General features: G+C 74.3%; 12 protein-coding genes. 9 read left to right on the forward strand and 3 right to left on the reverse strand.

Annotation, left to right across the window (positions count from 1 at the left end):
* On the reverse strand, window positions 1–993 hold a 993-nt coding region (locus LJ221_RS12515; RefSeq protein ID WP_241716344.1), incomplete at its 3' end, for an SGNH/GDSL hydrolase family protein.
* A 218-nt stretch (window positions 994–1,211) separates the two neighbouring features.
* On the opposite strand from LJ221_RS12515, the gene LJ221_RS12520 reads away from it, so the two are divergent.
* The 3 genes from LJ221_RS12520 (at window position 1,212) to LJ221_RS12530 (ending at window position 4,710) form a co-directional block, all read left to right on the forward strand.
* Window positions 1,212–2,621 carry a cystathionine beta-synthase gene (locus LJ221_RS12520; RefSeq protein ID WP_241716346.1) on the forward strand — a complete coding sequence of 470 codons (1,410 nt, stop codon included), beginning with the start codon at window positions 1,212–1,214 and terminating at the stop codon, window positions 2,619–2,621.
* A gap of 436 nt (window positions 2,622–3,057) precedes the next feature.
* The gene (locus tag LJ221_RS12525; protein ID WP_241716385.1) at window positions 3,058–3,897 is read left to right on the forward strand and encodes a MurR/RpiR family transcriptional regulator; all 840 of its coding nucleotides are present in this window, start codon (window positions 3,058–3,060) and stop codon (window positions 3,895–3,897) included.
* A gap of 186 nt (window positions 3,898–4,083) precedes the next feature.
* Window positions 4,084–4,710: a hypothetical protein gene (locus LJ221_RS12530; RefSeq protein WP_241716348.1), complete on the forward strand. Its 627-nt coding sequence runs from the start codon at window positions 4,084–4,086 to the stop codon at window positions 4,708–4,710.
* On the opposite strand, the gene LJ221_RS12535 is transcribed toward LJ221_RS12530, so the two are convergent.
* Window positions 4,691–6,169: a diaminopimelate decarboxylase gene (locus LJ221_RS12535; protein ID WP_241716350.1), complete on the reverse strand. Its 1,479-nt coding sequence runs from the start codon at window positions 6,167–6,169 to the stop codon at window positions 4,691–4,693. The genes LJ221_RS12530 and LJ221_RS12535 overlap by 20 nt on opposite strands.
* Before the next feature lie 111 nt (window positions 6,170–6,280).
* Between LJ221_RS12535 and hutU the strand changes: the two genes are divergently transcribed.
* The 4 genes from hutU to hutI are packed head-to-tail and all read left to right on the forward strand — an operon-like array spanning window position 6,281 to window position 11,845.
* Window positions 6,281–7,987, forward strand: a complete 1,707-nt coding sequence (gene hutU, locus LJ221_RS12540; protein ID WP_241716352.1) for a urocanate hydratase — start codon at window positions 6,281–6,283, stop codon at window positions 7,985–7,987.
* A gap of 23 nt (window positions 7,988–8,010) precedes the next feature.
* Window positions 8,011–9,231 carry an allantoate amidohydrolase gene (locus LJ221_RS12545; RefSeq protein ID WP_241716387.1) on the forward strand — a complete coding sequence of 407 codons (1,221 nt, stop codon included), beginning with the start codon at window positions 8,011–8,013 and terminating at the stop codon, window positions 9,229–9,231.
* A gap of 11 nt (window positions 9,232–9,242) precedes the next feature.
* Complete coding sequence (locus LJ221_RS12550) at window positions 9,243–10,634, forward strand: formimidoylglutamate deiminase (protein WP_241716389.1); 1,392 nt, start codon at window positions 9,243–9,245, stop codon at window positions 10,632–10,634.
* Window positions 10,634–11,845, forward strand: a complete 1,212-nt coding sequence (hutI, locus tag LJ221_RS12555) for an imidazolonepropionase (RefSeq protein ID WP_241716355.1) — start codon at window positions 10,634–10,636, stop codon at window positions 11,843–11,845. The genes LJ221_RS12550 and hutI overlap by 1 nt, the downstream gene beginning before the upstream one ends.
* Before the next feature lie 167 nt (window positions 11,846–12,012).
* Here the strand turns inward: hutI and LJ221_RS12560 are convergent, their stop codons facing one another.
* Window positions 12,013–12,927, reverse strand: coding sequence for an RNA polymerase sigma factor SigF (locus LJ221_RS12560; protein ID WP_241716358.1), 915 nt, complete (start codon window positions 12,925–12,927; stop codon window positions 12,013–12,015).
* Between the two features lie 256 nt (window positions 12,928–13,183).
* Here LJ221_RS12560 and LJ221_RS12565 point away from each other — a divergent pair, with 256 nt between their 5' ends.
* Together LJ221_RS12565 and LJ221_RS12570 are read left to right on the forward strand one after the other, a co-directional pair.
* Window positions 13,184–13,567, forward strand: a complete 384-nt coding sequence (locus LJ221_RS12565) for an STAS domain-containing protein (RefSeq protein WP_241716360.1) — start codon at window positions 13,184–13,186, stop codon at window positions 13,565–13,567.
* A 264-nt stretch (window positions 13,568–13,831) separates the two neighbouring features.
* Entirely contained in the window at window positions 13,832–14,350 is a 519-nt protein-coding gene (locus LJ221_RS12570; RefSeq protein ID WP_241716362.1) for an ATP-binding protein, read from the forward strand.
* Window positions 14,351–14,446: the final 96 nt, after the last annotated feature.

Here is a 14,446-nt window from a genome sequence, read left to right on the forward strand (position 1 = left end):
CCGCAGTAGCGCCAGGGGGCCGCGCGCCCCCGAGACCTCCGTGCCGCTCTCACCGGCCGCGGCGGCAGCCGCGGCCTCGACGGGGAGGGCCTCCTCGCCCGGTGCGGTGGGGCCGCCCAGGCGTCCGTCCTCCTCGGGCCACAGGCCCAGCGCGGCGCAGAGCGTGGGCAGGAAGGCCATGGCGGCGGTCGCGTAGCCCTCCGCCGAGGGGTGGTAGTTGTCCGGGCCGAACAGCTCCCGCGGGTTCGCCTCGAACTCCGGGCCGAGCAGGTCGCCCAGTGAGACCGTCCACCCGCCCTGCTCCACCACCGCGATCGTCTGGGCCGCCGCGAGCCGGCGGCTCATCCGCCGGGCCAGCCAGCGCAGCGGCTGGGCGACCGGCTCGACCGTGCCCAGGTCCGGGCAGGTTCCCACCACGACCTCGCACCCGGCCGCCCGCAGCCCCGCCACCGCGTCCCGCAGCAGCCGTACCGAGACGGCGGGCGGCACGCGGTGGGTGACGTCGTTGGCGCCGATCATGACGAGACACACGTCGGGGGCGCCGTCACCGCCGGTGCCGCCGTCCTCCAGCAGCCGCGCCACCTGGCGCTCCAGGTCGTCCGAGCACGCCCCCGACACCGCCACGCCGCGCAGCCGCACCGGCCGCTCCGCCACCGCGGCCAGACCCGCGGCCAGCAGGGCGCCCGGGGTCTGCCGCGGCCGGTGGACGCCCTGACCGGCGGCGGTGGAGTCGCCGAGCACCGCCAGCCGCAGCGGCGCGGCCTGCGCGCCCGGACCGACGGAGGCGACGGCCGTGCCGTAGACCCCGTCCGCCGACGGCGGTACGTCGTCCGATCCGCCCACCCGGCGCCGCGCCAGCCGTACCTCGGCCATCAGCAGGCCGACCACCGCCCCGCCGAGCAGTCCGGCTCCTCCGCCGCCGTACGCCGCGGCGGTCGCGATCCTGCGTGCCACTCCCGCCCCGGACGCCGGTCCGGGCACAGCACTCGCCATCGGGTCCTCCGCTCCGCCGCGCTCCCGCGGCCTTCTCGCACCCCGCACGCGCACCCCGTGCGCCCGGCGCGCGATCCGTACGGCACACCCGTACGGCCACCACGAGTGTCATGTCCAGTACAGGTGGCTGCGCAACGCGCGTCAACACCGCTCCGGTGTCCCCCTAGGCTGGCTGCACGGGCAGGCGACGGCGACTGCCCCCGAGCGCGGAGAATCAGGTGCAGTATCACGAGTCGATGATCGAGCTTGTCGGCAACACCCCGCTGGTCAAGCTGAACAAGGTGGCGGCGGGGATCCGGGCCACAGTTCTGGCCAAGGTCGAGTACTTCAACCCCGGCGGCTCGGTGAAGGACCGGATCGCGGTCCGGATGATCGAGGCCGCCGAACGCTCCGGGGAGCTGAAGCCGGGCGGCGTCATCGTCGAGCCCACCTCCGGCAACACCGGGGTCGGGCTGGCGATCGTGGCCCAGCGGAAGGGCTACCGCTGTATCTTCGTCTGCCCGGACAAGGTGTCCACGGACAAGATCAACACACTGCGCGCGTACGGCGCCGAGGTCGTGGTCTGCCCCACCGCGGTCGATCCCGGGCACCCCGACTCCTACTACAACGTCTCCGACAGGCTGGTGCGCGAGACGCCGGGCGCCTGGAAGCCGGACCAGTACAGCAACCCGGACAACCCGCGTTCCCACTACGAGACCACCGGCCCCGAGCTGTGGCGGCAGACGGACGGGAGGATCACCCACTTCGTGGCCGGCGTCGGCACCGGCGGCACCATCAGCGGCACCGGCCGCTACCTCAAGGAGGTCTCCGGCGGGAAGGTGCGGGTCGTCGGCGCCGACCCGGAGGGCTCGGTGTACTCCGGCGGATCGGGGCGCCCCTACCTGGTGGAGGGCGTCGGCGAGGACTTCTGGCCCAGCGCCTACGACCGCGAGGTGGCGGACGAGATCGTCGCCGTCTCCGACAAGGACTCCTTCCGGATGACACGGCGGCTGGCCCGCGAGGAGGGCCTGCTGGTCGGCGGCTCCTGCGGCATGGCCGTGGTCGCGGCGCTGCGCGTGGCCGAGGGGCTCGGGGAGGACGACACGGTCGTGGTCCTGCTGCCGGACGGCGGGCGCGGTTACCTCTCGAAGATCTTCAACGACGAGTGGATGGCGGACTACGGCTTCCTGGAGGACGGCGAGCCCACCCAGGCCCGCGTCGGCGACGTGCTGCGCCGCAAGGACGGCGGGCTGCCCTCGCTGGTCCACATGCACCCCGAGGAGACGGTCGGCGAGGCCGTCGAGGTGCTGCGCGAGTACGGCGTCTCGCAGATGCCCGTGGTCAAGCCCGGCGCCGGGCACCCGGACGTGATGGCGGCCGAGGTCGTCGGCTCGATCGTCGAACGCGACCTGCTGGACGCGCTGTTCACCGGGCACGCGAAGCTGGAGGACCCGCTGGAGGCCCACATGAGCGCACCGCTGCCGCAGGTCGGCTCGGGCGAGCCGGTCGCCGACCTGATGGCGGTGCTGGAGGGGGCCGACGCGGCGATCGTGCTGGTGGACGGCAAGCCGACCGGGGTGGTCAGCCGCCAGGACCTGCTGGCCTTCCTCGCCCGGGGCGGTGGAGCCGGCAGCGGCGGGGCGGAGTAGGTACCTGGTCGTCACGGCTGGGAAAAACACGGTTAACACCCTTCGGGCACTGTGGTGTCCAACGGCGCGGAGGCTTCCGGAGCGGCTCCCGGACTCCTACCGGCGCCCGGGACGCGGGCCAGGCCCGGCCGCGCGTCCTCGCGGGGACCGCCGTCGTCCCGCCCCCGGTGCGCGCACCGGGGTGCGGCGGTCCCCGCGCGAATCCTCCCGGCAGACCCCGGCACAGACGGGCCCCGGCGCACGCGTTTCCGCGCGGCGGCCGTGTGCGCCCGCCCCCCGCCCTCCACCGCCCGTCCCGGACTTCTGGCCGGCTCCGGCCGGTACTGAATAGGCTTATACGGAGCAGGAAGGTCCTGAAGAGAGACGGCGCGAGCGGGGCAGCGGGGTGGAGGGGCAGGTGAGCACGGTGAGCGGCGCGGGCACGCGGCTGCTGAGGATGTTCGAGGGGCACCGGCTGACCCCCACCCAGCGGCGGATCGCCCACTGCATGGTGCGGCGGGCGGACGACGCCCCGTTCCTGTCCAGCGTGGAGCTGGCGGAGCTGGCCGGTGTCAGCCAGCCGTCGGTGACCCGCTTCGCCGTGGCTCTGGGCTTCGACGGCTACCCGGCGCTGCGCAGGCACTTGCGCGAGGCCCTCCCCGCGTCCCCGGCGGGCGGCGCCCCCGATGCCGGAGCGGAGGGGACGGACGGCGGCGGCGCGGCGGGCAACGCGTACCAGCAGGCCGTGCACGCCGAGATCGAGAACCTGCGGCAGCTCGCGGCCCAGCTCGCCGACCCCGGCCCCGTCGCCGAGGCCGGACGCCTGCTGGCCGCCTCCCGGCCGCTGCCCGTCCTGGGCCTGCGGGCCGCCGCCGCGCAGGCCCGCGGCTTCGCGTACTTCGCCGCCAAGGTGCACCCGGACGTACGGCTGCTGGACGAGGCCGGCTCGATGCTGGACGACCGCCTCGACGCCGCGGTGCGGGCCGGGGCGAGCGCGCTGCTGTGCTTCGCGCTGCCCCGCCATCCGCGTGAGACGGTGGCGGCGCTGGCGCACGCCCGGGAGGCCGGACTGCGGATCGTCACCGTCGCCGACAGCGTTTTCGCGCCCGTCGCCCGCCCCGGCGACCTGCTGCTGCCCGCCGCCGTCGGGACCGCGCTGTCCTTCGACACCGCCTGCTCGCCCATGATGCTGGGGCGGGTGCTGCTGGAGGCGATGTGCGACGGACTGCCCGACGCGCAGGCCCGGCTGGAGGAGTTCGACGTGCGCGCCGCCGAGCGGGACCTGTTCGCCGAGTGACCGCCCGGTCCGCCCGGAGAGGCCCCACCGGGCGCCGGGCGGTACCGGCCGTTCTCTCAGGCGAATCTCATCGTCGCCGACTACGCTTTCCCCCCGAGCGAGCCGTCACGCGGTGACGCGGTGGCGGCGCACAGCCGAACGGAGAACATCACCGGAACGTCACCGGAAGGAACGAGGAGGGCTGCCGTGGGACGGGGAGCGTACGCGCTGGCGAGGGTCGCGGTGTACACACGGACGGCGGGCACCGCGCTGTGGTGGACCGGCCTGGCGGCCGCGGGCGTCGGCCTGGCCGTACCGGGGCTGACCGGGCGGCGCATCGGGATCCTGGGCGGGGCCGTGCTCTTCCTCGTAGCGGCCGCCGGGGTCTTCCTGGCGCGCCGCCGCCGCTGCACCGGGCTGATCGAGGCGTCGACCACGGCCGGCAAGTGGGTGGTGCTCCACGACCGGGCGGTGACCGTGCGCGTCTGGCTGCGCAGGCGCCGCTGGTGGCTGGCCGCCGCGTTCCTGGCCGCCGTGGCCTCGTCCCTGGCCGCTCCGGCCGCCGGCGGACTGCTGCTGGCCGGAGCCGGGGCGGGGCTGCGGGCCAGGGCGGTGTGGCTGGGCCGCTGGGAGCGGCGCAACGAGAAGCTGTTGTGGGTGCGCCCGGAGTGGGCGGACGGGCGCAGCCCGTCCCGCAAGGGCGTGCGCGGCTGGATGACCACCGGTCCGCTGGCCGGGGACGCCGTGCCGGGCGGCGCCCGCCGCCGGACCCCGGCGCCGGGAGCGACCCGGGAGCGCCGCCCCCGGGCGCGGGTCACGGCCGCGGCGCGGTGAGCGCGTCGCGCTGAGCGCCGCCGGAGGCGGCGACGAGTTCGCCGAGGGTCTGGGGCGGGCGTACGGTCGCGAAGCGTACGCCGTCGCTGTCGACGCCCGTCCCGGCCGCCCCGTCCGTCCCGGTGTCCGCGAGGGTGAAGCCGTACACGCCCGGCCTGGGCAGGCTGTTGTAGTCGAACGGGGTGGAGAAGTAGTAGGCCCCCGTGTCCAGCAGCGCCACCAGGTCGCCGGGCGCCAGTCGTGGCAGTTCCCGCCCGCGCGCCACGAGGTCGCCGGCGAAGCAGCAGGGCCCGGCGACGTCCTGCACCACCGGCGCGCCCCGCTTGGGCAGGCCCCGCCCGTCGTAGGCGGCGATCCGCAGCGGCCACGCCTCGGGAGCGAAGACCGTCCGTACGGCGACCTGTGCGCCCGCGTGGGTGACCGCTATCGGGCGGCCTCCGGATCTCTTGGCGTACTCCACCCGGGCCAGCACCAGCCCGCACTTGGCCAGTACCGACCGCCCGAACTCGGTGATCAGCCCGTAGCGCCCGTCGAACAGGCCGGGGACGGTGTCCCGCAGCAGCCGGGCGTACTCGGCGAAGGTGGGGGAGACCTCCTCGGAGCCGAAGTTGACCGGGAGGCCGCCGCCGATGTCGAGGGTGTCGATGCGCTGTTCCCCGGCGGCCCGGTTGATCTCCTCGGCCAGCTCGTAGGTGGCGGCCACGCCCGCGGCCATCCTCTCCAGCGGCATGCCCTGGGAGCCGACGTGGCAGTGCAGCCGGGTGATCCAGGGGCGCTCCACGCAGGCGCGTACGACGAACTCGCGCGCCCCCTCGTCCTGGAGGGCGAACCCGAACTTCGAAGTGGCCGTCGCGGTGCTCATGGCGCCGATGCTGCCGCCGCCGAGCTGTGGGTTGACGCGCAGGCCGACCGGCGGGGCGGACCGGCCGCCGGAGGGGGAGGGCAGGGCGCCGGGGGACATCAGGGCGTCCAGCCGCTCCAGCTCCTGGCGGTTGTCCGCGTTGAGGGCGATGCCCGACTCCAGTGCCTCGCGCAGTTCGCCCGCGGTCTTGGCGGGGGAGTCCAGGACGATGCGGTCCGGCCCGACCCCGGCGGCCCGGGCCAGGGCCAGCTCGCCCGGACTGGCGACCTCGCAGCCCAGCCCGCAGTCGGCCAGCAGCCGCAGCACGGGGACCAGGGACGAGGCCTTCACCGCGAAGGAGTGCAGTACGGGTCGGCCGGGCGCTGTCACCTCCTCGAAGGCGGCGTGCAGGGCCGCGGCCGTCTCCCGTACGGACGCCACGTCCAGCAGGGCCGCGACCGGGTGCTCGTCGGAGAGCAGCCCGCGGGCGACGGCGGCCCGTACGGCGGCGTCGCGGCGGGCGGCGGGCGAGGCGGCCCGCGGGCTCCCGGGGGTTCCGGGGGAGCCCGGGGCGCCGGAGGGCCCCGGCGGAACGGCGGCGCGGTGGGAGTGAGCCATGGGCACAAGACAAACACGGCCGGAGCCGGCGGACGACACCACGCGTTGACTAGCTCTATTCAGTCAATAGAGTGTCTGTAGTAACCAATTCAAACCCGGAGGCAGGGGACCATGGCAGATCTCTCAGGGCCCTCAGGGCCGCGGACCGTACGGGCCCCGCGCGGCTCCGGGCTGACCGCCCGGGGCTGGCAGCAGGAGGCCGCCCTGCGGATGCTGCGGAACAACCTCGACCCCGAGGTCGCCGAGCACCCCGACAAGCTCGTCGTCTACGGCGGCACCGGCAGGGCGGCCCGTGACTGGCGCTCCTTCGACGCCATGGTCCGCACCCTCACCACCCTGGGGCCGGACGAGACGATGCTCGTCCAGTCGGGCCGCCCGGTCGGCGTACTGACCACCCACGAGTGGGCGCCGCGCGTGCTGATCGCCAACTCCAACCTGGTGGGCGACTGGGCCAACTGGGAGGAGTTCCGCCGCCTGGAGGCGCTCGGGCTGACCATGTACGGCCAGATGACGGCTGGCTCGTGGATCTACATCGGCACCCAGGGCATCCTCCAGGGCACCTACGAGACCTTCGCCGCCGTCGCGGCCAAGCGCTTCGGCGGCTCGCTGGCCGGGACGATCACCCTCACCGCCGGGCTCGGCGGCATGGGCGGCGCCCAGCCGCTGGCGGTCACCATGAACGGCGGCGTCGTCATCTGCGTCGACTGCGACCCGCGTGCCATCGAGCGCCGCATCGCGCACCGCTACCTCGACGTGCGCGCCGACTCCCTCGACCACGCCCTGCGGCTGGCCACCGAGGCCCGCGACGCCCGGCGCCCGCTGTCGATCGGAGTGCCGGGCAACGCCGCCGACGCGGTGCCGCGCCTGCTGGCCATGGGCGCGCCGGTCGACATCGTCACCGACCAGACCTCCGCCCACGATCCACTGGCCTACCTGCCGCTGGGCGTCGACTTCGCGGAGATGGCCTCCTACGCCGCCGAGAAGCCAGCCGACTTCACCGCGCGGGCACGGGAGTCGATGGCCCGCCACGTGGAGGCGATGGTCGGCTTCCAGGACGCCGGCGCCGAGGTCTTCGACTACGGCAACTCCATCCGGGGCGAGGCGCGACTGGCCGGGTACGAGCGGGCGTTCGCCTTCCCCGGCTTCGTGCCCGCCTACATCCGGCCGCTGTTCTGCGAGGGCAGGGGGCCCTTCCGCTGGGCCGCGCTCTCGGGCGACCCCGAGGACATCGCCGCCACCGACCGCGCCGTACTCGACCTCTTCCCCGAGAACGAGTCCCTGGCCCGCTGGATCCGGATGGCCGGGGAGCGGGTGCACTTCCAGGGCCTGCCCGCCCGCATCTGCTGGCTCGGCTACGGGGAGCGCGACCGGGCCGGGGAGCGCTTCAACGACATGGTGGCCTCCGGCGAGATCTCCGCTCCGCTGGCCATCGGCCGCGACCACCTGGACTGCGGCTCGGTGGCCTCGCCGTACCGCGAGACCGAGGCCATGCTCGACGGCTCCGACGCCATCGCCGACTGGCCGCTGCTCAACGCCATGGTCAACGTGGCTTCCGGGGCCTCCTGGGTCTCGATCCACCACGGCGGCGGCGTCGGGATGGGCCGCTCGGTCCACGCCGGGCAGGTCACCGTCGCCGACGGCACACCGCTGGCGGGGGAGAAGATCCGCCGGGTGCTGACCAACGACCCGGGCACGGGCGTCATCCGCCATGTGGACGCCGGGTACGAGCGCGCCGAGGAGGTGGCCGCCGAGCGCGGGGTGCGCGTCCCGATGCGCGAGGACGGCGCGGACGGCGGCGGGTCCGGGAGTGCCTCGTGAGGCCGGGCGTCCCCTTCCACGAGATGTGGCGGGAACTGCTGCCCGTCGGGCGGTCGGCGGCCACCGGCGGCTACCGGCGCCACGCCTGGACCGGCGCGGACGCCGAGTGCCGGGCGTGGTTCCGTGAGCAGGCCGGGGCACGCGGGCTGGCGTACGAGACGGACCGCAACGGCAACCAGTGGGCCTGGCTGGGAGACCCCGCCGGGGCCGCCGGGGATGCCGTGGTGACCGGCTCGCACCTGGACTCCGTGCCCGACGGCGGCGCCTTCGACGGACCGCTGGGCGTGGTGTCGGCCTTCGCCGCCCTCGACGAGCTGCACGGCAGAGGAGTGCGTCCGGCCCGGCCGCTGGCCGTGGTCAACTTCGCCGACGAGGAGGGCGCCCGCTTCGGCCTCTCCTGCGTCGGCTCCCGGCTGGCCGCCGGGCAGCTCACCGCCGACCGGGCCCGGGAGCTGCGGGACGACGCCGGCGTCTCGCTGCCACGGGCCATGGAGCGCGCCGGACACGACCCCGACGCGATCGGCCCCGATCCCGAACGGCTCGCCCGTATCGGCGCGTTCGTCGAACTCCACATCGAGCAGGGCCGCAACCTCGCCGGGGACGGGGCTTTCGCCGGCACGTCCGCCGACGGGCGCGCGGTGGGCGTCGCCTCCGCGATCTGGCCGCACGGCCGCTGGCGGTTCGACTTCCGCGGTGAGGCCAACCACGCCGGGACCACCCGCCTGGAGGACCGCCACGACCCGATGCTCACCTACGCCAACACCGTCCTGGCCGCCCGGAAGAAGGCCCGGCTGGCCGGGGCGCTGGCCACCTTCGGCAAGGTCGCCGTCGAGCCGAACGGCGTCAACGCCATCGCCTCCCTGGTGCGCGGCTGGCTCGACTCCCGCGCCCCCGACGAGGAGACCCTGGCCGCCGTCGTCGCCGGGATCGAGCGCTCGGCCGCCGAGCGCGGCGCGCGCGACGGTGTGCGGGTGGCCGTCACCCGGGAGTCCGCCACACCCGTGGTGGAGTTCGCCCACGGGCTGCGCGACCGCATCGCGGCCCGGCTCGGCGGCGCACCCGTGCTGCCCACCGGCGCGGGGCACGACGCGGGCATTCTCTCCGCCGAGATCCCCACCGCCATGCTCTTCGTGCGCAACCCCACCGGTGTCTCGCACTCGCCCGCCGAGTCGGCCGACGAGGACGACTGCGTAGCCGGGGTGCGGGCACTGGCCGACGTGCTGGAGGACCTGGCGTGCCCCTGACTCCCGAACCCCTGACTCCCGAACCCCTGACTCCCGGCTCCCCGCCACCCGGGGGTGTCTACTGGGCCGAGTACGCCTGGATCGGCGGCACCGTCCGACCCGGCGCGGTGATCGAGACGGCCGGCGGCCGGATCACCGCGGTACGCACCGGGGAGCCCGCCCCGCCGCCCGGCGCCGAGCCGCTGCGCGGCCTGACCCTCCCCGGCCTGGCCAACGCGCACTCCCATGCCTTCCACCGGGCCCTGCGCGGCACCGTCCAGACCGGCTCCGGCACGTTCTGGGCGTGGCGGCGGGTGATGTACTCCGTCGCCGACCGCCTCACCCCCGAGAACTACTTCGCCCTGGCCCGGGCGGTGTACGCCGAGATGGCGTTGGCCGGCATCACGGCCGTCGGCGAGTTCCACTACCTGCACCACGCCCCCGGCGGCGCCTCCTACGAGGACCCCAACGCCATGGGGCACGCGCTGATGGCGGCCGCCGCCGAGGCCGGCGTCCGCATCACCCTCCTCGATACCTGCTATCTGGCCTCCGGTCTCCTCTCCGCCCGCCGCGGCGGCGCCCTGGACCGCCACCAGCTCCGCTTCGGCGACGGCAGCGCCGCCGCCTGGGCCGAACGGGCCGCAGCCCTGCGGCCACCGGGCGACCACGCCCGTGTGGGCGCCGCGATCCACTCGGTGCGCGCGGTGCCCGCCGCCGAACTGGCCGCCGTCGCCGACTGGGCCCGGGAGCGGCAGGCGCCCCTGCACGTCCACCTCTCCGAGCAGCCCGCCGAGAACGACGCATGCCTGGCCGTCCACGGCCGCACCCCCACCCGGCTGCTGGCCGACCACGGGGTGCTCGGCCCCCGTACCACCGCCGTCCACGCCACCCACCTCACCGACGCCGACATCGCGCTTCTGGGCGGCTCCGGCACCCGGGTGTGCGTGTGCCCCACCACCGAGCGCGACCTCGCCGACGGCATCGGCCCGGCCGCCGCGCTGATGCGGGCGGGTTCGCCGCTGTGTCTGGGCAGCGACAGCCACGCCGTGATCGACCTGCTGGAGGAGGCCCGCGCGATGGAACTCGACGAACGGCTGCGCACCCGTGCCCGCGGCCACTGGACGGCGTCGCAACTGCTGTGCTCCGCCGGCGAGTTCGGCCATGAGTCGATCGGCTGGCCGGAGGCGGGGCGGCTGGAGGCCGGCCGGCTCGCCGACTTCGCCACCGTCGCCCTGGACACGGTGCGCACCGCCGGACCGCCATCCCGGCTGGGGGCGGAGACCGCCGTGTTCGCCGCCACCGCGGCCGACGTGCGCCACACGGTCGTCGGCGGTCGTCATGTGGTGCGCGACGGGGTACACCGGAGCGTGCCGGACGTCCCCGCGGCCCTGGCTGAGGCCATCCAGCAAGGAGCAGCCCGCTGATGAGCAACCCGAACACCCCCCTCGACACCACCACCGGCACCCTCGTCACCAACATCGCCGCCCTGGTCACCAACGATCACCACTCCTGTGAAGCCGCCGAGGACACCCCCCTCGGTCTGATCCGGGACGCGGCCGTCGTCATCGAGGGCGACCGCATCACCTGGGTCGGTACGCAGAGTCAGGCACCCGACACCGGAAGTCGCGTCGACGCGGGCGGCCGGGCGATGATCCCCGGCTTCGTCGACTCCCACTCCCACCTGCTCTTCGGCGGTGACCGCACCGAGGAGTTCAGCGCGCGCATGTCCGGCCGCCCCTACTCCGCCGGCGGCATCCGCACCACCGTCGAGGCCACCCGGAAGGCCACCGACGAGCAGCTCGCCGCGAACCTGGCCCGCCACGTCCGCGAGGCGCTGCGGCAGGGCACCACCACCCTGGAGACCAAGTCCGGCTACGGTCTCACCGCCGGGGACGAGGCGCGCGCCCTGCGCATCGCCGACGACCACGTGGACGAGGTCACCTACCTCGGCGCCCATGTGGTGCCCCCGGAGTACGCCGACGATCCGGACGGCTACGTGGACCTCGTCACCGGCCCCATACTGGCCGCCTGTGCCCGCTGGGCCCGCTGGGTGGACGTCTTCTGCGAGCGGGGCGCCTTCGACGGCGACCAGGCCCGTGCCGTCCTCACCGCCGGGATCGCGCACGGCCTGGTCCCGCGCGTTCACGCGGGCCAGCTCGGGCCCGGCCCCGGCGTGCGGCTCGCGGTGGAGCTGGACGCCGCCTCCGCCGACCACTGCACCCATCTCACCGACGCCGACGTGGACGCCCTCGCCGGCAGCCGCACGGTCGCCACGCTGCTGCCCGGCTGCGAGTTCTCCACCCGCTCGCCCTATCCCGACGCCCGCCGCCTGCTGGACGCCGGCGTCACCGTCGCGCTGTCCACCGACTGCAATCCGGGCTCGTCGTACACCAGCTCCATGCCCTTCTGCGTCGCGGTCGCCGTCCGCGAGATGGGCATGACACCGGACGAGGCGGTCTGGTCCGCCACCGCGGGCGGCGCCGCGGCCCTGCGCCGCATCGACATCGGCCGGATCACCCCCGGCGCCCGTGCCGATCTGGTGCTCCTGGACGCGCCCTCGCACGTCCACCTGGCCTACCGGCCCGGCGTACCGCTGGTCGCGGCGGTCTGGCAGCGCGGTGCGCGCGTGTTGTGAGCGGATGGTCCGCGCCGCCGGACGGGCCCGTCACGCCGAGGCCCGTCCGGGGAACGCGCCCCGGACGGGCCTCGGAGGTCAAAGACGGGTCAAAAAATCGAAAGAATGATTCCCGTAGGCCATAGGAGTGACGCAACGGGGCACTCGTCCGGTGAGGCGGGAGTGTGTCACTCCTCGGCCAGCAGGCCCTTGCGGAGCCTGCCCAGCGTCCGCGAGAGCAGCCGGGAGACGTGCATCTGGGAGATACCCAGCTCCTCGCCGATCTCGGACTGGGTCATGTTCGCCACGAAGCGGAGGGAGAGGATTCTGCGATCACGCGGCGAGAGTTCGGCGATCAGCGGTTTGAGGGACTCAACGTACTCGATTCCCTCAAGTCCGTGGTCCTCGTAGCCGATGCGGTCCGCCAGCGCGCCCTCGCTCTCGTCCTCGTCGGGCTGGGCGTCGAGGGAGCTGGCGGTGTACGCGTTGCTCGCGGCCATGCCCTCGATCACCTCCTCCCGGCTCAGGCCCAGACGGTCGGCCAGCTCACCGACGGTCGGGGAGCGGTCGAGCCGCTGTGCCAGCTCGTCCCCGGCCTTGGCCAGGTCCAGGCGGAGTTCCTGCAGGCGCCTGGGGACGCGCACGGACCAGGAGGTGTCGCGGAAGAAGCGTTTGATCTCGCCCACGATCGTCGGCATGGCGAAGGTCGGGAACTCGACCCCGCGGCCGATCTCGAACCGGTCGATCGCCTTGATCAGGCCGACGGTGCCGACCTGGACGATGTCCTCCATGGGCTCGCTGCGGGAACGGAACCGGGCGGCGGCGAACTTCACCAGCGCGAGGTTCAGCTCGACCAGGGTGTTGCGGACGTACGAGTACTCGTGCGTGCCCTCCCGCAGCGTCTCCAGACGCTCGAAGAGGGTCTTGGACAGGGCTCGCGCGTCCAGCGGCCCCACTTCGTCGTACGGCGGGATCTCGGGCAGGCCGAGCAGGCCGGACAGCATCTCCGCCTGTTCCGGGCCGACCTCCGGGAACCCGCCCCCGAACCGCTCGGGCGGGACGACCGACGAGATGATGGGCGATTCGTCGAGCCGGGGTGACATGGTGCCTCCATCGTTCTCGGCATATGGCTGCCGAAGCCGTTCCTGCACTACGGGGTGCGGCGCCTCCGAGCCGACGTGTTTTAGTGGTCCCTCCTACGCCTACCTGCTCCCGAGGGAGGATGGCAAGTGCTGGTTGCCCGAATATGCCCTGATGTGCTGGTTGTGCGGCTACCGGTCACGGCTGTGAGGGCGTAGGGTTCGAACGTCCATCTCCGGACGGCAGTGATCGGTTACTGGGAATGTTGAAGGGGTGTACATGGACCGCGGGGTGCCCGGCAGCACCAGCCACCGGGGTCGACTGACGGTCGACGTACAGCGCCACGGCGCGAGTCTGGTGGTGACGCCTGACGGCGAACTCGACCACCACACCGCCGATCTGCTGCGAGAACCGCTGGAGCGCTCGCTGGAGGACGGCGAGAAGCTGCTTGTCGTCGACTGCTCGAAGCTGGAGTTCTGCGACTCCACCGGACTCAACGTCCTCCTGGGCGCCAGGCTGAAGGCCGAGGCGGCCGGAGGCGGGATCCACCTGGCCGGAATGCGGCCGGTCGTCGCCAGGGTGTTCGAGATCACGGGGGCGGACGGTGTGTTCGCCCTGCACGAGAGCCTGGCCGACGCGCTGAAGGAGGCCGCGCAGTCCTGACGGCGTGACCCGGTGGCGCGGTCCCGAAGGCGGGTCCTCGGCGGCGCCACCGGGTCACGTCGGCGCGGGAGCCGCGTGGACCGTTCACAGGCGCCCGCGTACCGGCCCGTGACCAGAGTGTTACGTCCCGGCGCGATTCCCTCCCGACGGATGGGTGTTCTCCCGCCTCCGCAGGGCAGGAGACTCCCTGAATCCCTCCGAAACAGTTGTTCGCAGACCAGGCGAAGACCGACGAACTGGTCAATCCGGTGAGGTGAAGTACTGATGAGCACCACCCGGCCGCAACCGGCGGGCGACCGCGGCCCGGACCCGGAGGGCACCGCCGCGACCGCAGCCGCACCGGTCGGTCAGGTGCGCGAGATGCGCCAGGTACGACGGTTGCGACTCATGGGGGCGAGCGGTGCGGTCCCCCGTGCCCGTGACTTCACCCGTCAGGCGCTTCACGACTGGGGCTGGCTGCCCGCGACCGGCCCCGAGCAGCACGCCGCCGCCGAAGACGCCCTGCTCGTGGTCTCCGAGCTGGTGACGAACGCCTGTCTGCACGCAGACGGGCCCGAAGAGGTGCGCATAGGCCGCGGCCCCAAACTGCTGAGGATCGAGGTGTCCGACCGCGGCGCCGGCCTCCCCTCCCCCCGCAGCCCGCACCGCCCCGGTCGGCCGGGCGGGCACGGCATGTTCATCGTGCAGCGGCTCTGCCTGGACTGGGGCGTGGTGCGCCATCCGGACGGTACGGCAGGGAAGACGGTCTGGGCCGAAATGGCCGGGCCGGACGCGGACCGGTAGCCGGGCCCGGCCGCTTCGGCCGTCCCTCCGGAAGTCCGGTCCCCACTGCCGGGTCCCGCTCGGGACCCGGGGGGGGGGGGGGGGGGGGGGGGGGGG

Origin of the sequence: Streptomyces sp. CNQ085 (assembly GCF_022614595.1) — a bacterium.
Taxonomy (GTDB): Bacteria; Actinomycetota; Actinomycetes; order Streptomycetales; family Streptomycetaceae; genus Streptomyces.

What these genes read in the sequence shown, in the direction of transcription:
- LJ221_RS12525 (WP_241716385.1), top strand. Translation starts at nt 3,058, where the DNA reads ATGTTCGAGGGGCACCGGCTGACCCCCACCCAGCGGCGGATCGCCCAC.
- LJ221_RS12535 (WP_241716350.1), bottom strand. Translation starts at nt 6,169, where the DNA reads ATGGCTCACTCCCACCGCGCCGCCGTTCCGCCGGGGCCCTCCGGCGCC.
- hutU (WP_241716352.1), top strand. Translation starts at nt 6,281, where the DNA reads ATGGCAGATCTCTCAGGGCCCTCAGGGCCGCGGACCGTACGGGCCCCG.
- LJ221_RS12545 (WP_241716387.1), top strand. Translation starts at nt 8,011, where the DNA reads ATGTGGCGGGAACTGCTGCCCGTCGGGCGGTCGGCGGCCACCGGCGGC.
- hutI (WP_241716355.1), top strand. Translation starts at nt 10,634, where the DNA reads ATGAGCAACCCGAACACCCCCCTCGACACCACCACCGGCACCCTCGTC.
- LJ221_RS12560 (WP_241716358.1), bottom strand. Translation starts at nt 12,927, where the DNA reads ATGTCACCCCGGCTCGACGAATCGCCCATCATCTCGTCGGTCGTCCCG.
- LJ221_RS12565 (WP_241716360.1), top strand. Translation starts at nt 13,184, where the DNA reads ATGGACCGCGGGGTGCCCGGCAGCACCAGCCACCGGGGTCGACTGACG.
- LJ221_RS12570 (WP_241716362.1), top strand. Translation starts at nt 13,832, where the DNA reads ATGAGCACCACCCGGCCGCAACCGGCGGGCGACCGCGGCCCGGACCCG.